Origin of the sequence: uncultured Stenotrophomonas sp. (genome assembly GCF_963519925.1) — a bacterium.
GTDB classification, from domain to species: domain Bacteria; phylum Pseudomonadota; class Gammaproteobacteria; order Xanthomonadales; family Xanthomonadaceae; genus Stenotrophomonas; species Stenotrophomonas maltophilia_AE.
The window spans coordinates 24966-45934 of the sequence record NZ_CAUQPH010000021.1; the positions used below are offsets into that span (position 1 = coordinate 24966).

Sequence of the window (20969 nt, forward strand, 5' to 3'; positions counted from 1 at the left end):
CCCGGCACGGACTCACATAGGCGCAGCCGCGAGGCTGCGTCTTTTTTGTTCCAGTACCGCCGCGTATGGCCCGGCTTTGCTCCCGGGGTCTGAAACCGCGACAATGCGGGAGTTACCCGGAGAGCACTGTCCCCCATGTCGAACACGCCCAAGATTCTGTACACGCTTACCGATGAAGCCCCGTTCCTGGCGACCCAGTCGCTGCTGCCGATCGTCGAGGCCTATACCGCCACCGCCGGCATCGCGGTCGAAACCCGCGACATCTCGCTGTCCGGCCGCATCCTGGCCCTGTTCCCGGATTTCCTGAAGGACGACCAGAAGGAAGCCGACCACCTGGCCGAGCTGGGCCAGCTGGCGACCACTCCGGACGCCAACATCATCAAGCTGCCCAACATCAGCGCCTCGGTGCCGCAGCTGAAGGCGGCCATCAAGGAGCTGCAGGACCAGGGCTACGCGCTGCCGAACTACCCGGACGTGCCCACCGATGATGTCTCCCGCGACATCAAGGCGCGCTACGACAAGGTCAAGGGCAGCGCGGTGAATCCGGTGCTGCGCGAAGGCAACTCCGACCGCCGCGCGCCGCTGTCGGTCAAGAACTACGCCCGCAAGCACCCGCACCGCATGGGCAAATGGTCGAAGGAATCGAAGTCGCACGTGTCGCACATGGACGGCGGTGATTTCTACGGCAGCGAGAAGTCGGCCACGCTGGCCGTCGCCGGCACCTTGAAGATCGAACTGCAGCAGGCTGAAGGCAACACCGTCGTGCTGAAGGAAAAGACCGCGGTCAAGGCCGGCGAAATCGTCGATGCCGCCGTGATGAGCCGCAACGCGCTGGCCTCGTTCGTGCAGGCGCAGGTCGCCGATGCCAAGGCCAAGGGCGTGCTGTTCTCGCTGCACCTGAAGGCCACCATGATGAAGGTCTCCGACCCGATCATGTTCGGCGTGGTGGTGGAAGAATTCTACAAGGACGTGCTGGCCAAGCACGCCGACGTGCTCAAGCAGGCCGGCTTCGACCCCAACAACGGTATCGGCGACCTGTACGCGCGCCTGCCGCAGCTGCCCGAAGCCACCCAGGAAGCGATCAAGGCCGACCTGGCTGCCGAATACGGCAAGCGCCCGGGCCTGGCCATGGTCAACTCCGACAAGGGCATCACCAACCTGCACGTGCCCAGCGACGTCATCGTCGATGCCTCGATACCGGCGATGATCCGCGACTCCGGCGGCATGTGGAATGCCGAGGGCAAGCTGCAGGACACCAAGGCGGTCATCCCCGACCGCTGCTATGCCGGCGTCTACCAGGCGGTCATCGACGACTGCATCGCCCACGGCGCGTTCGACCCGGCCACCATGGGCTCGGTGCCGAACGTCGGCCTGATGGCGCAGAAGGCCGAAGAATACGGTTCGCACGACAAGACCTTCCAGATTCCGGCCGATGGCACCGTGCGCGTCACCGACGACGCCGGCAACGTGGTGTTCGAACACGCCGTGCAGACCGGCGACATCTGGCGCATGTGCCAGACCAAGGACGCACCGATCCAGGACTGGGTCAAGCTGGCGGTCAACCGCGCGCGCCTCAGCAACACCCCGGCGGTGTTCTGGCTGGACGCGTCGCGCGCGCACGATGCGCAGGTCATCGCCAAGGTCGAAACCTATCTCAAGGACCACGACACCAACGGCCTGGACATCCGCATCCTGGCCCCGGTGGAAGCCACCGCGTTCTCGCTGGACCGCATCCGCAAGGGCGAGGACACCATCTCGGTGACCGGCAACGTGCTGCGCGATTACCTCACCGACCTGTTCCCGATCATGGAACTGGGCACCAGCGCCAAGATGCTGTCGATCGTGCCGCTGATGGCCGGCGGCGGCCTGTTCGAAACCGGTGCCGGCGGTTCGGCGCCCAAGCACGTGCAGCAGTTCGTCGAAGAGGACTACCTGCGCTGGGATTCGCTGGGTGAATTCCTGGCCCTGGCCGCGTCGCTCGAGCACCTGGGCAATCGCTACGACAATGCCGGTGCCAGCGTGCTGGCCAGGACCCTGGACCAGGCCAACGGCCAGTTCCTGGACAACGACAAGTCGCCCTCGCGCAAGCTGGGTGGCATCGACAACCGCGGCAGTCACTTCTACATCGCGCTGTACTGGGCCCAGGCCCTGGCCGCGCAGGATGACGATGCGGCCCTGAAGGCTCGTTTCGCTCCCCTGGCCAAGGCCTTGACCGAGAACGAGCAGGCCATCGTGGCCGAGCTGATCGCGGCGCAGGGCAAGCCAGTGGACATCGGCGGCTACTACCGCCCCGACGTGGCCAAGGCCAGCAAGGCCATGCGTCCGAGCAGCACCTTCAACGCGGCGTTGGCTGCGCTGTAAGCGTCGATCCCGCTCACGCAGCGGTGGACCAGGAAAACCCGCGCCCCGGCGCGGGTTTTTTTTGTGGTCAATCCCAATTCCGACACGGCCGTCCTTTTTTGCCTGCAAATAGGTGACGCCCGTTGCGTGGGTTCTGGCACGCTGTCGTCCGCCACGGCCGTGCCGCGTGGCGGGGAGAGGCCTGCTCCCAAGGGCTTGTGCAGCGGATGGATCCTGCTGATTCGCCAGTGGCGAAATGAGCATCCTGTCGGTGCGTAAGCGTAGGAGCGGGCTGCCGGAGCGCAACCAGGGGGAAGGCCGTGGCCAGTACCACCCGCATCGACGAGCCGCCCACCGCGCAGGGTGCGAAGGCGATCACCCGTGCATTGCGCGAGCGCCTGCTGCTGCGGCAGGGGCATGCAGCGTTGGTGGTGGACGACGCGCCGCACCTGCTGCTGGACTTCGTGCAGGACCAGATGGTGGTTCCGTTGGGCGTCCCGATGGGCAGCCTGGCCCAGGACCTGTCGGACCTGTTCCCGTCGCTGTCGCTCCACGGCCTGTCCGAACGCCGCTACCTCGACCTCGCGGACACGCTCCCGCGCCAGCCGCTGCGGCCGCTGTTGTGGCAATGGGGCCAGCGTCCGGCGCACTGGCAGGACCTGGAGGCGCGGCTGCGGCGCGGCACGCGGGTCAGGCTCCTGCGTTGGCCGGACTTCCGCGTGCTCGGCCACCAGCACGACAGCTTCCGGTTGTGCTCGCTGCTGCTCAAGCGCGCCAGCAGCGTGGCGGAGTGCGCCACCCTGCTGGAGGTCCCGGAAGAGGCCGTGCGCAGCGTGGTCCGGCCTGCCTATCTGTGTGGCTATGCCGCGCTGGAAGACCTGGGCCCGACGCCGGCGCCGGTGCGTTCCAGCGGCAGCGGCACGCTGCTGGCGCGGATGTGGCGCAGCGTGCGCCAGCGTACCGGAGGCTGAGCATGCGCGAACACAAGATCGTGGTGCTGGGCGGCATGGGCAGCGGCAAATCCACCCTGGTACGCGCCATTGCGGCCGGTGCGGTGGTCGACACCGACGTGCCCAACAGCGACCGCCAGGGCGCGAACAAGGCCTCCACCACCGTGGCCATGGATTACGCCGACATCGACCTGCCCAACGGCGACCGCCTGCGCCTGTACGGGACGCCCGGCCAGCAGCGCTTCGACTTCATCTGGCCGATCCTGCTGCAGGGCGCCCGCGGCGTGGTGCTGCTGCTCGACGCCACGCGTACCGCGGCGGTGCATGAGCTGCAGGCCTACCTGGCGGTCCTGCACCGGCACGCCGCGGACGTGCCGGCGGTGATCGGCGTCTCGCGGCTGGATCTGGCGCCGACCTTCGACCTGGAATCGTGCGCGGCCACGGCCGGCTGGGGCCAGCGCCTGCTGCCGGTGGTGCCGGTGGACGCGCGCGACCGCGCGCAGGGGCTGTTGCTGATGGACGTGCTGATGAGCGAGATGGAAACCCGTGACCTGGTGGTGGGCGATGGCTGACGGATACGAGAGCGTCGGGCTGGACCCGGCGGCGCGCGATCGCGTGCTGGGGCACCTGCAGGCGTTCGCCGACGACATCAACGGCGTGCGCAGCGTGGTGCTGGCCAGCGTGGATGGCTTCGCGCTGGTGCCGGCGGCCGGTACCCACGGCAACGGCGAACGGCTGGCGGCGATGACCAGCGCGATGCTGGCATTGGCCGCTGCGGTGGGCCGCGAACTGGCGCTGGGAGAACTGGAAGTACTGATGCTGGAAGCCAACGACGGCAAGGTGCTGATGCTGGCGCTGCCGTGCTCGCCGGCGCCGCTGCTGTTGATGACGGCCTGCGACACGCGCTGCGTGACCGGCAAGGTGCTTTGGAGTGCGAAGGAATGTGGCCGCAACATCATGGCCGAACTCAGCGGATCACGAGCCGATCCGCGGGGAACCTAGGGGCTCGACAACCAAATGGGGTGCAACATGGCAACTGGAGTCAGCGATACCTTGAATGCGTTGATGCAGATCGACGGCGCGCAGGCGGTAGCACTGGTGGACTATGAAAGCGGCATGCTGCTCGGCGAAGCCGGCTCGGGCATGGACATGGAAGTGGCAGCGGCGGGCAACACGGAGGTGATCCGCGCGAAAATGAAGACCGCCGCTTCGCTCAACCTCAACGACTCCATCGAGGACATCCTGATCTCGCTCGGCAAGGCGTATCACATCATGCGTCCGGTCGCGTCCAGGAAGGGCCTGTTCCTGTACCTGGTGCTAGACCGCAACAAGTCCAACCTGGCCCTGGCCCGGCGCAAGGTGCAGGAAGTGGAAGGGCAGCTCGCGGTGTAACTGCGGTAGCGCCGGCCACCGGACCGGTGGCCGGCGCTACCATGGGGCGGGTCCTTCCGGTTGCCGCGCATGCCTGTTGTCGATTTCCATGCTGAAGAAGCGCTCGCGTCGCGGCTTGCCGCGCTGGTCCGCGATGGCTTCGAGGACTATCACGCACGCTTTGCCGAGGTCACGCGGCGGGCGCGGGTGCGCTTCGAGACCCGGGACTGGGCCGGTGCGCGCCGCGATGCGGTGGAACGCATCGGGCTGTACGACCAGTGCGTCGCGCGGACCGTCGACGGCCTGCGTCGCGCGGCAGGGGAGGCCGTGGGCCACCGCAGCCTGTGGCTGAAGGTCCGCGTGGCCTATGCGGGGCTGATATGCGGGCTGATCGACGCCGAACTGTACAAGACCTTCTACAACACGCTGGCCCGGCGCCTGTTCGCCACGGAAGGCGTGGATGCGGACGTGGAGTTCATGGCGCTGGACGTGGAACCGTCCGATGCGATCACCCATCCGGTTGCGCGGCACACCTACGCGCTGTCGGCGACACGGCCGGCCGAGGCGTTCATGCGCGTGCTGGGCGATTACCGGTTCGGGATTCCCTATGCACACCAGCTGCGCTGCGCGGCAGCCATCGCGGTTCGCCTGCAGGACGACCTCCAACACTGGGGCACGCATCCGGTGCGCAGCATCGAGCTGCTGGATACCGTGTTCCATCGCGAGCGCCGTGCCTACCTGGTGGGCAGGGTGTTCGGCGAGCACCGCTTCTCGCCGTGCGTGATCGCGCTGGTGAACGACGAGGAGGGCCTGCGTGCCGAGGCCGTGCTTACCCGGCGTCGCGACGTCGCCCATCTGTTCGGCGTCTCGCGCAGTTACTTCCAGGCCGACCTGGCCACGGTCGGGGACGCGGTGGTGTTCCTGCGCAGCCTGCTGCCGGCCAAGCCCATCGATGAGATCTACACCGTGCTGGGCCGTGCCAAGCAGGGCAAGACCGAGCGCTACCGTACCTTCTTCCGCCACTTCCTGGACCACCCCGACGAGCAGCTGGTGCATGCCGATGGCACCCCCGGCATGGTCATGGCGGTGTTCACCCTGCCCAGCTACCCGCTGGTGTTCAAGTTGATCCGTGACCGCTTCGCCTGGCCCAAGACCATGACCCGGCACCAGGTGGAGGAAAAGTACGCGCTGGTCTTCAACCTGGACCGCGTTGGCCGACTGCTCGACGCGCAGCCGTACCGGCACCTGCGCTTTCCGAAGGCACGCTTTTCGCAGGCGCTGCGCGAAGAGCTGCTGACCCAGTGCGCGGCCAGCGTGCGCGAAGAGGGCGACAGCCTGGTGATCGCGCTGTGCTACGTGCAGCGCCGGTTCCGCCCGCTGAACCTGTACCTGCGCGAGCAGACCGCGGAGGCGCGCCGCGCGGCAGCACTGGATTACGCACAGGCCATCACCGACATGGCGCGCAACAACATCTTCCCGGGCGACATGCTGCCGAAGAACTTCGGCGTGTCGCGGCATGGGCGCGCGGTGTTCTATGACTACGACGAGCTCTGCCTGGTCAGCGACTGCGTGTTCCGTGCCTGGCCGCAGCCGCGCAATGCCGAGGAGGCGATGGCCGACGAGCCCTGGTTCCATGTCGGCCCGCGCGACGTGTTCCCGGAACGCTTCGCACCGTTCATGGGGTTGCCCGCCGAAGAGCTGGCGGCCGTGCGCGAGCACCATGCGCATCTGTTCGATCCCCAATGGTGGCAGGCACTGCAGGCCCGCTTCGCGGCCGGCGACTACCCCGATACGCCGCCTTACGCTGCCAGCCATCGGCTGGCGTGATTCCCCCTGGCACATCACTGGGCTATCCTCGGCCTTCATCCACAAGGAGCAGGTGAGATGCGTTATCCCCACATCCTGGCCCTCGCCCTCGCATTGGGCGGCGCCGGGCTGGCCGCAACGCCCGAGACCACTGCACAGACCGCACGTGCGGTGCGTGATGCCGCCGAAGCCAGCATGACGCTGACCGGCAGGATCGATATCGGCACCGACGGCCACGTCACCGGCTTCCAGCTGGACCATGCCGACAAGCTGCCCGCCGACCTCGCGGCGTTCGTACAGGGCCAGGTGCAGGCATGGCAGTTCCAGCCGGTCGTGGCGAACGGCACGCCGGTCACGGCACAGACGCCGGTGAGCCTGCGCCTGGTCTCCCGGCCCAGCCCGGATGGCGCAGGCGACAACGTGCGCGTGGCGGGGGCCAGCTTCACGCGGTACGACCCGGAGGACACCAGCCGGGTGACCTCCGTCGAGGCGCGTGCACCGGCCTACCCGAAGAACCTGGCCGCCATGCGCGCCAAGGGTGACGTGCTGCTGCTGCTGAAGGTCGGCCGCGACGGTGCCGTGGAGGATGTGGTCGCCGAACAGGTGAACCTGCGCGTGGTGGGCAAGGAAAGCCAGATGCGCCAGGTGCGCAATGAGTTCGCCCGCGCATCGGTGTCCGCCGCGCGCAGCTGGATCTTCCGGCCGCCGACCACCGGCAGGCTCAAGGATGCCGAGTCGTGGACCGTGCGGATCCCGGTCCGTTACGCAATGGGCGAACGCGCTGCTTATGGAACCTGGGAAGCCTACATTCCCGGTCCGCGCGAGCACGCGCCGTGGCGCACCTCGCAGGCCGGCGCGGACGCGGCACCGGACCTGCTGTCTGCCGGCGGCACCTACATGGCAGACCTGGATGACGGTCCGCGCCTGTTGACGCCGCTGGGCGGCTGACCCGCGCTCCCCCCTCAACCCGCGCCGGGCCCCTCCGGCGCCGGGTACACCACGGTGCGGTTGCGACCCTGTTCCTTGGCCATGTACAGCGCCTTGTCGGCCAGGCGCAGCGCCTGCTGCGGATCAGGATGGTAGGACGGGTAATGGGCCACGCCCAGCGAGACCGTCACTGTGCCCACCTGCTCGAACACTTCGGCTTCCACCTGCGCGCGCAGGCGCTCGGCGATGCCGGCGCTGGCCGCCACATCGATGCCAGGCAGCAGGATGAGGAATTCCTCGCCACCATTACGGCAAAGCAGATCGGTGTCGCGCGAATCGTCGCGCATCTGCTGCGCGATGCGCAGGATCACCGCATCACCGACCGCATGGCCGAAGCGGTCGTTGATGGTCTTGAAGCGGTCGATATCCAGCGCGATGATCCCGAACGGCTGCCCGCGCGCCTGCCAGTCCTCCAGCCCTTCCTGCAGCCCACGCCGGTTCTGCAGCCCGGTCAGCGGGTCGGTCATGCTGGCGCGGTTGAGCTTGCCGATCCGATCCTGCAGCAGGTTGAAGCTGTACAGCAGTGCCTGTTTGAGCTGCGAGGCTTCGTAGTACCACGCCTTGATGCCGGTGACGTGGCGGATGGCGATGCCGGTATCGCGGTTCTGCACGTTGCGCGCCATCTGCCACAGCGGCAGCGAGATGCGCCGCGCGAACCACCAGGTGACCAGCAGCGAGAGCACGCCCAGCGGAATGGCATTCCAGATCACCGCCTTCATCAACCGCGACAGTGGCGCCAGCGTGGCGTCGGTGGGCCGTTGCGCCACGACCCCCCAGCCCACGCTGGGCACCGGCGCGTAGCCGGCCAGCATCTGCACGCCATGGCTGTTGCGCACTTCCTGCGCGCCCGAATGCCCTTCGCTGACCGCCTTCACCGCCGGATTCTCCAGCGCGAACTGGCCGACCCGGCCGGGTTCGATGTGGTACAGGATGCGGCCATTGCGGTCGACTACGTACAGGTACGAGCCATCGCGGTAGTAATGCTTGCCCAGCAGGCTCTGCAGGATGCTGCGTTCGCGCAGGTAGATGGTGCCGCTCACGTAGCCCTGGTATGTGCCCTGTGCATTGAAGATGGGATGCGAGATCGCGACCAGCAACCGGCCCGTGGCCGACTGGTAGGGGTCGCTGATGTAGGGCTCGCGCCGCTTCAGCGCCTCGCGGTTGCCCTGGCTGTTGAGCACCACGCCCTGCAGCGCGAGGCTCAGCGGCGAGGTGGCCAGCACCGTGCCGGCGGGGTCCACGATCAGCACCGAATTGAAGCTGTTGGTCTGCAGTTGCAGGCGCGCCGCCTCGGCCTCCAGTTCGGCGCGGCTGTGCGCGCGCTGGCCCAGGCCCGTGGCGGCGTAGGCCAGCTGCTGCTGGGCCGACAGCACGAAGTTCTGCGTACTTTCGGCAAGCTTGCTGGCGTACACGCGGTTGGATTCGAGCGTGGTGTCGATCAGCTGCTCGCGTTGTACGCGGTAGCTGGCGTGCAGCGTGTTGGCCAGGGCGACCAGCGCGCTGAGCAGCGCCAACGCCAGAATCAGCTTGCCCAGGTTCAGGCGGGAAGACAGCAGGGGCATGAACGGACAACCGGCAGGGTGCTGCGCCGACCGGTCCTACCGATGAGGCTGCAACGAGGGAGCGGTCAGAGGCGAACTGCATGGCGCCGGGCCGGTACGCCGTGCGGCGCGCCTGCCATGGCCACCCCTGCCCCCGGGCGAACGATGGATCACGGCGCGGATTATCACGGATTCGCCGCCGCTGTGGTTAAACACCACCGGCTGCGCGGCGGCGGCTGCATGCGGCGCCGGCTCAGCGCTCCAGCCGCTTGCGCACGACGCTGCGCACATTGGCCGCCATGCCCTCGTCGAGAGGCCCCAGCACGCCGCGTACCGCGTCGGGGATGTGCGCATGGGATTCCGCACCGGCGGCGAACACGTAGTGGTCGAACAGGGCCTGCCAGTGCCTGCGCTGCGCAGGCGGCAGTCCGCGCAACGCCAGCAGCGACAGCATCAAGGCGTTCATGGGCGCGTCGGCCCAGGCCGGCACCGGACGCCACCAGTAGTTCACCAGCACGTTGAAATCCTCCAGCCCCTCCATGTGATGCCACCACAGGGAGGGAATGAACACCGCATCGCCCGGCCCCAGCTCCGCCACCTGGGCGCTGGCCAAGGCCCGCTCGAAGCGGGGAAAGCGTTCGAGGTCGGGTGCGGCGAAGTCCACCAGGCTTATCGCCTGCCCGGCCGGGGTGAAGTCCAGCGGCCCCACGTACAGATTGCCCACCTGGTCCGGCGGGAACAGCGTCACCCGGCGGCGGCCCGCGGCCACGCAGGCCAGGTTGTCGGGCACGTCGTGATGGGCGGCAATGCGCGAACGGTTGCCGATCCAGATGCTGGCCAGCGGGTCGGCCACGCCGAGCTCCAGCGCATTGTCGCGGCGGAAGCCGGGCAGGAAGCTGTCGAGCGTGGTCGAGGCCACGTAGATGGTGGGCGCGGCGTGCGCGCTGCGGTACTTGAGCAGGGTGTCCAGGACCACCTTCAACGGAATCTGTTCGCGGCGGAAGTTGAAGCCGCTCATGTCCGCGTTGTAGAAGATCCGGCCCTGCGCATCCGGTGGCGCAGTGGTGGCGGTGACCGGCAGGCTGCCGTGGTCGTACTGCTTGAGGTGAGCCACGGCTGCTTCGGCCGAGGTCCGTGCGGCGCCCACCATGGGCCAGTCGCCGACCAGCCCGCGGATCACCTTCGGGGTGGTCCAGCCGGGCAGCAGGTCCGGCAGCCGGCTGCGGTCGAGGTCGCGGACTTCGTCGATCGGGCCGGGTGTCGCAGGCATGGCGGGGTCGCTTGCAGGGCAGGGACGGTCTGGCGAGTGTAGACCCGCCAGACCGTCAACGGACTCAGAACTTGTAGCGTACGCCGAACATGTAGCGCGGGCCGGTCTGGGTGGCGTAGCGCAGCATGTTGGTGTGGCGCGCGTAAGTGCGCATGGTCTCGTCGGTCAGGTTGATCGCCTCCAGGCTCAGCGACAGCTGGTCGCTGACCGCGTAGCTGATGTTGAGGTCGAGCTGGCCGTAGTCATCGGTGTAGTTCGGGTTCGGACCCTGGCCGCCGATGCCGTTGAGGAACTTGTCGCGCCAGTTGTAGGCCGCACGGATCTGCCACTGGTTCTTATCGTAGAAGGCCACCACGTTGGCCGAATCGCTGAGCCCGATCATCGGGTACTGGTCGCCCAGGCTCAGGTTGTCGAAGGTCAGCCCTGACTTCACCTTGGTATAGTTGGCGGCCAGGCCGAAGCCGGACTGCCCGAACAGGTGCTGCACGGCGACTTCCCAGCCATCGAGATGGTCCGAACGCTGGTTGGCCGGCAGGGTGATGTCGAATCCGGCCACCGGGTCGCCGGGCTGGCCGACGATGGTGCCGGTGAGCTGGCCGGCCGAGTTGGTGCCGGTGGCGGTCACGCCGGGCTGGCCGTTGAAGTTGGTGAAGATGTAGTCGCGGATGCACGGCATGTCCGACACGCCGCAGCCGGCCGCCAGCGCCGCGTTCCAGTACGCACCGCCGACCGGCGTGTGCAGGTTGCCGGTATTCTCGCGCACGATGGTGTCGCTGATGAAGTTCTTGATGTTCTTGCGGAAGAAGCCCACCGACGCGTAGCTCGACTCGCCGTAGTACCACTCCAGTGACAGGTCGAAGTTGTCCGACAGCAGCGGTTCCAGCGCCGGATTGCCACGCGACCCGCTGCCGCCCTGGGTACGCACGATGTCGGCCAGGGTCTGCCCGCTCTGGATCTGGGTCCAGCCAGGGCGGCCCAGGCTGCGGCTGTAGCTGCCGCGCAGGGCCAGCGTGTCGCTGATATCCAGCTTCAGGTCGAGGTTGGGCAGCACGTAGTCGTACTTGCCGCTGTCGCTGATGAAGCCGCTTTCGCTGGCGTAGTTGATGTTGAGCTCGTTGGCCGAGCTCCAGCTGATCCCGTTGGGGACGCGCACCATCGCGGTGGAGTCCACGTCGGTCTGCTCATAGCGCACGCCCAGCGCGACGTTCAGCGGCATCGACCAGTCGAAGGTGGTGCGGTACTGCAGGAAGGCGCTCTTGGACTTTTCGTTGGTGCGGATGTCTTCGGAGTATTCGGTCGGGGCGACATAGCAGGTCGGGCAGGCCGGGTCGGATGCGGTGCCGACCTGTGCGGCGCGGTTGATCAGCCGGTCGAAGTCGAACACCAGGAACTGGCCGGTCAGGCGCGGATCGTTGTGCCCGGAGAAGGCATCGAAGTACCGCGCCATGTCATCGGCGTACCAGATGCTGTCATCGTAGTCCGCCGGGGTACCCAGGCCGCCCCAGGTATTGCGCTGCATGATCGCCGAGGCCGAACGGTTCTTCACGTCGGTGTAGCCGACGCCGAAGTCCAGCGCCGAATAGTTCTCGAAGGTGAACGTGCCGCGGCTCTGGTACTGCTCCACCTCGGACTTGTTGTAGCTGTTCTGGAACACCGAACCGGTGACCAGCGCGTCGGCCGCCTGCACGCCACCGGGCGGCAGCGCGATGTTGATGATCGGCAGGTCGCCGCTGTAGTCCACCGTGGTCTTGCCACGTACGAACGCGGCCACGCCGAGCACGCCGGCCGAACCGTACGGGCTGTCCGGCTGCGATTCGCCGGTGGAGTGGTGCGCATCGAAGGACAGGGTCAACGCATCGTTGACTTCCCATTCCACGTTGAAGCCCAGCGAGTCCATCTCGTTCTTCGTGGCCAGCTGCGCGCCGCCCATCGACACGTCCGAGTTGACCATGTCCTCGCTGTAGATGATCGGTGCGGCGACCGGCCCATTGGTCCAGATGCTGTCGCCGGGACCATAGTTGAACCACACCGACAGTTCGCTGCGCTGCTGCTGCACCTTGTTTTCCACATAGGTGTAGTCCAGCGTGGTGGTCACGTTGTCGACCGGCTTCCACTGCAGGGTGGCCTGGCCGTTGGTGCGCTGGCGCTGCACGCCGTTGACGTTGTACGCGGTGTTCTGCGGGCGGCCGTACACATCGCTCGGCCCCGGCCGGTTCTGGATGCGGTCGGCATAGCCCTGGCCCGGCTGCGGCAGCACGCGCCAGTCGGTGGTGTTGTCGCCCTGGAACGTGGCCCAGCCTTCGGCCACGGTGGCCTGGTTGAAGCCGGAGTCGCGTTCCTGGTAGCTGCCGCTCAGCATCAGGCCGACACGGCCATCGGCGAAGGTGTCGCTGAAGATGCCCGAGAGCTCACCGGTGAACTCAGAGCCCTTCAGGGTGCGCGGCAGGTTGTCGTTGGAGGTGTCGTTGACCGCCTTGACGCCCACGCTGACCACCGGCGCGGATTCCAGCGGACGCAGGGTCTTGACGTTGATGGTGGCACCGATGCCACCGGTCGGGTTGTCGGCGCGGGTGGTCTTGAACACTTCCACTGCCGAGATCGACTCGGATGCGATGTTGGCGAAGTCGAACGAACGCGAGCTGGAGAGCCCGCCACCGCCGTTGCCCAGGTTGGACGCCGGCATCTGGCGGCCGTTGAGCAGCACCAGGTTGAAGTCCGGGCCGATGCCGCGCACGGTCACCTTGGAGCCTTCGCCGCTGGAGGTGCGGTCGATGGACACGCCGCTGATGCGCTGCAGCGATTCGGCCAGGTTGGTGTCCGGGAACTTGCCGATGTCCTCGGCCACGATGCCGTCGACCACGCCCTGGCTGTCGCGCTTGAGGTTCATGGACGAGGTGAGGCTGCCGCGGATGCCGGTGACCTGCACCGTGTCCAGGGTGGACGGGTCGAGGCCCTGCGACGACGAGGCAGCGCCGTCGCGGGTCGTATCCTGGGCCCACGCTGGCCCGGCCAGTACGGCGAGCAGCGCGGAAGTGAGCATTGCCTTGCGGGGTACGGCCTTGTACGTCTTCATGAACACTCCCTCCCCAGGGAAATCGGTAATGGCGGTCCTACGGCGTCTGGCACGAAGCAACAACGATGTGGGGCGGATTGGGCCCACGCCTGACAGCGTTGTCAACAAACTGCCATGCGGCGCGTCCTCGGCCTCGAAGGGTGCCTTGCCAAAGCTATGCAAAAAGAGAACGCGCGCATTGCCGGAAAGCGCTGAAATGCAGGCCTCCGCGGCGGTTTTCGATGGGACGTGTCGATCCCGATTCAGTCTGGACGGGCCGTTGTGCAGTGCAGAACGAAACTGCGCGAAACGGGAGGGAGCGGATGTTGGCAAGGCTGTCGCGCGATATGACCGATTGTCTGACAGCGCTGGACAACGATGCCGCCAGCGGGTTCCATGTCTGGCCGCCGCGTGGCTGGCGATCCCTTCCAGAAGGACAGGCAATGGACACTTCCACCGCGGTTCGCGGGCAACACGTACACAGCACGCGCACGGCCCTGGCCGTGGTGACGGCGATCTTCTTCATGTGGGGCTTCATCACCTGCCTCAACGACATCCTCATCCCGCACCTGAAGGCGGCGTTCTCGCTGACCTGGGTGCAGGCGATGCTGATCCAGTTCACTTTCTTCGGCGCGTATTTCCTGATGTCGCTGCCGGCCGGGCGCCTGGTCGCGGCCGTGGGCTACAAGCGCGGCATCGTGGCCGGCCTGGCCATCGCCGGCGTCGGTGCGCTGCTGTTCTGGCCTGCCGCGGCGCTGCACGTGTACGGCCTGTTCCTGGGCGCGTTGTTCGTGCTGGCCACCGGCATCACCGTGCTGCAGGTGGCGGCCAATCCCTACGTGGCACTGCTGGGCCCGGAGCAGACCAGCTCCAGCCGGCTGACCCTGGCGCAGTCGATGAACGCGCTGGGCACCACCATCGCGCCGCTGTTCGGCGGGCTGCTGATCCTGGCGGCGGAACCGCGCAGTGCGGAGCAGCTGGCGCTGCTGCCGCAGGCGGAGGCGCTGGCCTACCGCGCCGCCGAAGCCCAGTCGGTGCAGGTGCCGTACCTTGGCCTGGCCATCGCGCTGTTCGTGCTGGCCGCAGCGATCTGGATGTTCCGCCTGCCCAGCATTGCCGGGGTGGAAGACAGCACCCGGCACGGCACCCTGGGCCAGGCGCTGCGCCACCGACACCTGGCGTTTGGCGTGCTGGCGATCTTCTTCTACGTGGGCGCCGAAGTGTCCATCGGCAGCGTGCTGGTCAATTTCCTGTCCATGCCCGGCATCGGCGAAGGACTCACCGAACAGCAGGCCACGCATTACGTGTCGCTGTACTGGGGCGGCGCGCTGGTCGGGCGCCTGGTCGGCACGGTACTGCTGGCGCGCTTCGACCCGCGGCGCCTGCTCGGGCTGTTCGCGCTGATCGTGATGGGGCTGCTGGCGGTGACCATGCTGGGCAGCGGCAACCTGGCCAAGTGGAGCGTGGTCAGCGTGGGCCTGTTCAACTCGATCATGTTCCCCACCATCTTCGCGCTGGCCATCGGCGGCCTCGGCCCGCTCACCGGACAGGGCTCAAGCCTGCTGGTGATGGCCATCGTAGGCGGCGCGGTGGTACCGCTCGCGGTCGGTTGGCTGGCAGACCAGCATGGCCTGCAGGCGTCGTTCCTGCTGCCGCTGCTGTGCTACCTGTTCATCGTGTTCTACGCCTGGCGCGGTTCGCGCCGGGCCACCTGAGCGATCAGCGGCGGCGCGGTGCGTGGGTGGATTCACGCACCAGCACGGCATGGTCCACGGTGACCATGCGGCCGGCGCCGGGCGTACGGATGCGCTCGATCAACTGTTCGGTCGCCAGCCGGCCCATGGTGTCGGTCGGCTGCCGCACGGTGGTCAAAGCAGGGTAGATGTGGCCGGCGATCGGCGTATCGTCGAAGCCGCACACCGACAGGTCGCGCGGCACGCGCAACCCGCGTTGCCCGGCCACGCGGAACACCGCTGCGGCCATGTCATCGTTGGCCGCGAAGATGGCGGTGGGCGGCTCCGGCAGGTCGAGCAGCGCGTTGGCCGCGTCGATCCCCGATTCGAACGAGAACTGTCCGTTCACCACCAGCGCGGGGTCGTACTCGATGCCGGCATCGCGCAGTGCCTGCCGGTAACCGGCAAGGCGCCACTGGCAGGCGCCGTGCGCGCGCGGGCCCTTGATGTGCGCGATGCGGCGATGGCCCTGCCTGACCAGGTGGCCGATCAGTTCCACCACGGCCGTGGTCTCGTCCATGCGCACGCCGATGATGCCATCGGCATGGCGCGGCGCGATGCTGGCGAACGGGATGTCGTTCTCTTCCAGGTAGGCCAGCACCACTGCAGCGTCGGTAAGCGGCGGAATCAGCACCACGCCGTCGGGCCGCGAATTCTCGAACAGGGCCGACAGGTCGGGCAGGGTGCGACGACCGATCCCGACCGGTCCGAGGATCAGGTTGTAGTGGTGCGCATGACAGGCCTCCAGCATGCCGTTCTGGATTTCCATCAGGTAGTTGCGCGACGGATTGTTGTACACCAGCGCCAACGCATACGAACGCTGTCCGGCAAGGCTGCGCGCCGACAGGTTGGGCTTGTAGCCCAGCCGCGTGACCGCCGCGAGCACGCGGTCGCGGGTTTCCTGGCGCACGTTCGGCTCATGGTTGAGCACGCGCGACACGGTCTTGATCGAAACGCCCGCAACCGCAGCGACATCCTCGATACGACTACGCATGGTGCGATGGTTCCTCTGGAAGACCCGGTCGGCCGCTGCCGATGGTAATGCGCCTGTGTCGTTTCGGGGTTACCCAAGCAGGCGGATGGTGCCACGACGCGAGGCGCTCGTGCACGAGCTGGCAAAAACCATGCGGCGTTGCAGCAGCAGCCGCACCGGCACAGCGGGCCGTACCGGCGCCAGCCCAGCAACCACGGTGAAGGCAGGACAATGCGCTGCGCCAGCGGTTGACAGCGCCCGGTCCGGCTTATATGACAGCGCTGTCAGCGGATGCGCCGCACCGGCCCGCATCGGCTTCCCTGTCCCTGGTTTTCCCTGGAGGTAGTTGTCCGTGAGCCGCGCCCGCAAGACTCTTCTCGCCGCCTGTGTCATGACCGCCCTGGCCGCCCAGGCACACGCTGCCCCCGCCACGGAACGGCTGCAGGACTGGCCGCGGGTGACCAGCGCCATCGCCAGCGACACGGCCATCGAGAGCCGCGTGCGCATCATCCTGGGGCAGATGACCCTGGCGCAGAAGGTCGGGCAGATGACCCAGCCCGAGATCAAGCAGATCACCCCCGAGCAGGTGCGCACGTACTACATCGGTTCGGTGCTCAACGGCGGCGGCTCGTGGCCGGGCATGGACAAGCACGCCCGGGTGGCAGACTGGGTCAAGCTCGCCGACGCCTACCACGCCGCGTCGCTGGCCACCGATGCGCGCACCCCGGTGCCGGTGATCTGGGGCACCGACGCGGTGCATGGCCACAGCAACGTGTACGGCGCCACCCTGTTCCCGCACAACATCGGGCTGGGCGCCACCCGCAACGCGGCCCTGATCGAGCGGATCGGTGCGGCCACCGGTACCGCGACCCGCGCTACCGGCATCGGCTGGGTGTTCGCACCCACCCTGGCGGTGGCGCATGATCCGCGCTGGGGCCGCACCTATGAAAGCTTCTCCTCCGACCCGTCCATCGTCCGCGAGTACGCCACCGCCTACGTCAGGGGCGCGCAGGGGCGCTTCACCGGCGACGGCAACGTGGTGGCCACGGCCAAGCACTACATCGGCGACGGCGCCACCGACAACGGCCGCGACCAGGGCGAGGCCACCGTGGACAAGGCCACCATGATCAACGTGCATGGCCAGGGCTACTTCGGTGCGCTGGGCGAAGGCGTGCAGACGGTGATGGCCTCGTTCAACAGCTGGAACGACCGCGCCGCTGGCGTCGACTACGGCAAGATGCACGGCAGCCAGGCCCTGCTGACCGGCGCGCTGAAGGAGAAGATGGGCTTCGACGGTTTCGTGGTGTCGGACTGGAACGGCATCGCGCAGGTTCCCGGCTGCCGCAACGACAGCTGCGCGCAGGCGATCAACGCTGGCATCGACATGGTGATGGTGCCCGACGACTGGAAAGCCTTCATTGCCAACACCATCGCCCAGGTCGAGAGCGGCGAGATCCCGATGGCGCGCATCGACGATGCGGTCGCCCGCATCCTGCGGGTCAAGCTGCGCGCCGGCCTGTTCGAGCACAAGCCTTCCGACAGCCGCTTCGCCGGCGACGACAGCGCCGTGCAGCATCGCGAACTGGCGCGCGAGGCGGTGCGCGAATCGCTGGTGCTGCTGAAGAACCAGGACCGCGTGCTGCCGCTCAAGCGCAACGCCCGCGTGCTGGTGGTGGGCAGCAGCGCCGACAACCTGTCCAACCAGGCCGGTGGCTGGTCGCTGACCTGGCAGGGCACCGAAAACACCAATGCCGATTTCCCGCATGCCGATTCGGTCCTGGGCGCGCTCCGCGCCGAGCTGGGTGCGGGCCAGGTCACGTTCAACGCGGACGCCAGCAACCTCGATGCGTCGGCGTTCGACGTGGTCGTGGCGGTGGTCGGCGAAACCCCGTACGCCGAAACCAACGGCGACATCCTCGCCTCCGACACCGTCAGCCACACCCGCGCGCAGCCGCAGGACCTGGCCGTGCTCAAGGCCGCTGCCGCCACCGGCAAGCCGCTGGTGACCGTGTACTTCTCCGGGCGCCCGATGTACACCAACGACCTGCTGAACCTGTCGCAGGCGTTCGTGGCAGCGTGGCTGCCGGGTACCGAAGGCAAGGGCATCACCGACGTCCTGGTGGCCGGCACGGATGGCAGGCCGGCGCACGACTTCCGCGGCCGCCTGAGCTTCCCGTGGCCGGGCGTGCCGTGCCCGGCGCCGATCGACCGCCCGGACCCGAAGCGCCCGGACCTGTTCAAATTCGGCTATGGCTTGAGCTATGCCAGGCCGGCGCAGGTCGCACGCCTGCCCGAAGCCAACCCGGACCACTGCGGCGAAGTGACCACGCTGCCGATCTTCAACCGCGTGGACACGGTGCCGTTCTCGCTGCACATCGCCGCCAACGGCGCCACCCAGCCGCTCGGCAACGACCTCAACGCCAGCCTGCGCTGGCCGAAGGAGAAGCCGGTGGCCGAGGTGCGCACCGTGCAGATCAACACCCAGCAGGACGCGCGCGAAGTGACCTGGCTCGCCCCGGCGCAACTGATCGCACGCAGCACCTCGCGGCGCAACCTGGGCGCGCTGGCCCGGAGCAACGGCGCGCTGCAGTTCGACGTGATGGTGCAGCGGCAACCCGCCGCGGCAGTGAAGGTGACCATGCAGTGCGGGACCGGCTGCGAAGGCGGGGTCGACATCGCGCCGGCGCTGGCGTCGCTTGCGCCGGGCCAGAAGCGCACCGTGACCATCCCGTTGGCCTGCTTCGCCAGCAGGGGCGTGGACCTGGGCGCGGTGGAAGCCCCCTTCGTGGTCAGCGCGGACACGCCGTTCTCGGCTGCGTTCACCCAGGTGCGGGTGGCGACGAACGCGGACAAGGCCGAGGGTGTGGTGGCGTGCCGGTGAAGCGCCAGGTGATGCGTGGGCCGGCCAACGGCCGGCGCTACCACGCCAGGATGTGTCGGGTTTGCCGCGAAAATGGGAGTTGTTGCAGGGGATTCCCGCCGGGTGACGGGTAGCGTGTGAGCTCCACGGGCGCGGGGGAATCGATGTGACGCTGATGCATGTCCTGGGAGGGCTGTCGCTGCTGATCCTGGTCGCGGTAGCGAGCATGGTGCGGGCGGGGATCGGGTTCGAGCACGGGGATGGGGCGGCAGTGCAGGAGGAGGCCGCCGAGGTCGATGCAGGGGAGGTGGAGGAGCCGCCGCTGGAGCCGGTGGTCTCGCTGGGGCCGGTGGGGCCGCTGCATTTCGGACCGTTGCTGGATCGCATGCGGCCGTGAGGCGTGCCGACCAACGGTCGGCACCTGCCGGAAGGTGCGGCAGCCACTACGAAGAAGGCCCCGCAATGCGGGGCCTTCCGGTTTTCGATTCCGCGCCGGTCAGCGCTTCATCGAACCGAAGAACTCGTCGTTGGACTTGGTGTTCTTCATCTTGTCGAGCAGGAACTCCATCGCGGCGATCTCGTCCATCGGGTGCAGCAGCTTGCGCAGGATCCAGATCTTCTGCAGCAGCTCCGGTTCGATCAGCAGGTCTTCGCGGCGGGTGCCGGAACGGTTGATGTCGATGGCCGGGTACACGCGCTTTTCGGCGATGCGACGGTTCAGGTGCACTTCGCTGTTGCCGGTGCCCTTGAACTCTTCGTAGATCACTTCGTCCATCTTGCTGCCGGTGTCCACCAGCGCCGTGGCGATGATGGTCAGGCTGCCGCCTTCTTCCACGTTGCGCGCGGCACCGAAGAAGCGCTTCGGGCGGTGCAGGGCGTTCGCGTCGACACCGCCGGTGAGCACCTTGCCGGAGCTGGGCACCACGTTGTTGTAGGCACGCGCCAGGCGGGTGATCGAGTCGAGCAGGATCACCACGTCCTTCTTGTGCTCGACCAGGCGCTTGGCGCGCTCGATCACCATTTCGGCAACCTGCACGTGGCGCGCGGCCGGTTCGTCGAAGGTGGAGCTGATCACTTCGCCGCGCACGGTGCGCTGCATTTCGGTCACTTCTTCCGGACGCTCGTCGATGAGCAGCACGATCATGTGCACGTCCGGATGATTGGTGGTGATCGCCGTGGCCACCTGCTGCATCAGCATGGTCTTGCCGGCCTTGGGCGGGGAGACGATCAGCGCACGCTGACCCTTACCCTGCGGTGCCATCAGATCCATGATGCGGCCGGTGATGTCTTCGGACGAACCGTTGCCGCGTTCCAGGGTGAAGCGCTTGCGCGGGAACAGCGGGGTGAGGTTCTCGAACAGCACCTTGTTCTTCGACGCTTCCAGCGGCTCACCGTTGATGGTGTCCACGATCGACAGCGCGAAGTAGCGCTCGCCGTCCTTCGGGAAGCGGATGCGGCCGGACAGGTGGTCGCCGGTGCGCAGGTTGAAGCGGCGGATCTGGCTGGGCGAAATGTAGGTGTCGTCCGGGCCGGCCAGGTAGCTGGCTTCGGCCGCGCGCAGGAAGCCGAAACCGTCCGGCAGGATTTCCAGCACGCCGTCGGCGGCGACGCCGTCGCCATGGCGGGTGAGCACCTTCAACAGGGCAAAGATGACGTCCTGCTTGCGGGCACGGGCGACGCCTTCGGAGATCTGCAGCTGCTCGGCGATTTCCAGCAGCTTCTGTGCCGGCATGCGCTTGAGGTCGCTCAGCGAATAGACCGGGAAGCCTTCGGGCACGTTGGCCTGCTGGCTGCGCACGAACGGCTGCTGCTCGCCGTTGTCCTGCGGCATGCCGTCGTCGCGGTAGCCACCGCCGCCGCCACCACCACCGCGGTTGCGGTCGCGATCACGGCGATTGCGGAAGCGGTCGCGGCGGTTGCCCTGGCCTTGGCCCTGGTTCTGGCCGCCCTGGTTCTGGCCCTGCTGGTACGGGTTCTGGCCGCCCTGCGGGTTGTTGTTGTTGTTGCGCTGGCCGCCGTCGCCGGCGTCCTGGCCACCGCCCTGCGGGGCCGGGGCATCGCCACCGGATGCGGCCGGGGCCTGGGG

The 20969-nt window shown here is 67.6% G+C and carries 15 protein-coding genes; 10 read left to right on the forward strand and 5 right to left on the reverse strand.

The genetic code is table 11. The annotated features are described in order from the left end of the window. Window positions 1–135 precede the first annotated feature (135 nt). The 7 genes from RWO33_RS06290 to RWO33_RS06320 all read left to right on the forward strand — a co-directional run bounded on the left by RWO33_RS06290 (window position 136) and on the right by RWO33_RS06320 (window position 7415). Complete coding sequence (locus tag RWO33_RS06290) at window positions 136–2361, forward strand: NADP-dependent isocitrate dehydrogenase (protein ID WP_314103310.1); 2226 nt, start codon at window positions 136–138, stop codon at window positions 2359–2361. Window positions 2362–2660: 299 nt separating this feature from the next. Further along, complete coding sequence (locus RWO33_RS06295; protein WP_314103314.1) at window positions 2661–3311, forward strand: hypothetical protein; 651 nt, start codon at window positions 2661–2663, stop codon at window positions 3309–3311. 2 nt (window positions 3312–3313) lie between these two features. Beyond that, a complete protein-coding gene (locus tag RWO33_RS06300) occupies window positions 3314–3862 on the forward strand; it encodes an ATP/GTP-binding protein (protein WP_314103316.1) in 549 nt (182 codons plus the stop codon). Continuing rightward, the gene (locus RWO33_RS06305) at window positions 3855–4292 is read left to right on the forward strand and encodes a roadblock/LC7 domain-containing protein (protein WP_314103318.1); all 438 of its coding nucleotides are present in this window, start codon (window positions 3855–3857) and stop codon (window positions 4290–4292) included. The genes RWO33_RS06300 and RWO33_RS06305 overlap by 8 nt, the downstream gene beginning before the upstream one ends. A 63-nt stretch (window positions 4293–4355) precedes the next feature. Continuing rightward, the gene (locus RWO33_RS06310; protein WP_222116611.1) at window positions 4356–4682 is read left to right on the forward strand and encodes a hypothetical protein; all 327 of its coding nucleotides are present in this window, start codon (window positions 4356–4358) and stop codon (window positions 4680–4682) included. A gap of 69 nt (window positions 4683–4751) precedes the next feature. Then, window positions 4752–6488 (forward strand): bifunctional isocitrate dehydrogenase kinase/phosphatase, encoded by a 1737-nt coding sequence (gene aceK / locus RWO33_RS06315; RefSeq protein WP_314103321.1) that lies wholly within the window; start codon window positions 4752–4754, stop codon window positions 6486–6488. Between the two features lie 57 nt (window positions 6489–6545). Further along, window positions 6546–7415 carry a hypothetical protein gene (locus RWO33_RS06320; protein ID WP_314103324.1) on the forward strand — a complete coding sequence of 290 codons (870 nt, stop codon included), beginning with the start codon at window positions 6546–6548 and terminating at the stop codon, window positions 7413–7415. A gap of 14 nt (window positions 7416–7429) precedes the next feature. Here the strand turns inward: RWO33_RS06320 and RWO33_RS06325 are convergent, their stop codons facing one another. The 3 genes from RWO33_RS06325 to RWO33_RS06335 form a co-directional block, all read right to left on the reverse strand. After that, a complete protein-coding gene (locus RWO33_RS06325) occupies window positions 7430–9016 on the reverse strand; it encodes a sensor domain-containing diguanylate cyclase (RefSeq protein ID WP_314103326.1) in 1587 nt (528 codons plus the stop codon). A gap of 232 nt (window positions 9017–9248) precedes the next feature. Next, on the reverse strand, window positions 9249–10265 hold the full coding sequence (locus tag RWO33_RS06330; protein ID WP_314103328.1) for a cupin-like domain-containing protein: 1017 nt from the start codon (window positions 10263–10265) through the stop codon (window positions 9249–9251). Between the two features lie 64 nt (window positions 10266–10329). Further along, on the reverse strand, window positions 10330–13338 hold the full coding sequence (locus tag RWO33_RS06335; RefSeq protein WP_314103331.1) for a TonB-dependent receptor: 3009 nt from the start codon (window positions 13336–13338) through the stop codon (window positions 10330–10332). A gap of 422 nt (window positions 13339–13760) precedes the next feature. On the opposite strand from RWO33_RS06335, the gene RWO33_RS06340 reads away from it, so the two are divergent. Then, entirely contained in the window at window positions 13761–15032 is a 1272-nt protein-coding gene (locus RWO33_RS06340) for a sugar MFS transporter (RefSeq protein ID WP_314103334.1), read from the forward strand. Between the two features lie 4 nt (window positions 15033–15036). Here the strand turns inward: RWO33_RS06340 and RWO33_RS06345 are convergent, their stop codons facing one another. Beyond that, entirely contained in the window at window positions 15037–16044 is a 1008-nt protein-coding gene (locus tag RWO33_RS06345) for a LacI family DNA-binding transcriptional regulator (RefSeq protein ID WP_314103337.1), read from the reverse strand. Window positions 16045–16375: 331 nt separating this feature from the next. Here RWO33_RS06345 and RWO33_RS06350 point away from each other — a divergent pair, with 331 nt between their 5' ends. Beyond that, window positions 16376–18904 carry an exo 1,3/1,4-beta-D-glucan glucohydrolase gene (locus RWO33_RS06350; protein WP_314103339.1) on the forward strand — a complete coding sequence of 843 codons (2529 nt, stop codon included), beginning with the start codon at window positions 16376–16378 and terminating at the stop codon, window positions 18902–18904. 145 nt (window positions 18905–19049) lie between these two features. Next, a complete protein-coding gene (locus tag RWO33_RS06355; protein WP_314103340.1) occupies window positions 19050–19280 on the forward strand; it encodes a hypothetical protein in 231 nt (76 codons plus the stop codon). Window positions 19281–19379: 99 nt separating this feature from the next. On the opposite strand, the gene rho is transcribed toward RWO33_RS06355, so the two are convergent. Further along, on the reverse strand, window positions 19380–20969 hold a 1590-nt coding region (gene rho / locus RWO33_RS06360), incomplete at its 5' end, for a transcription termination factor Rho (RefSeq protein ID WP_314103342.1).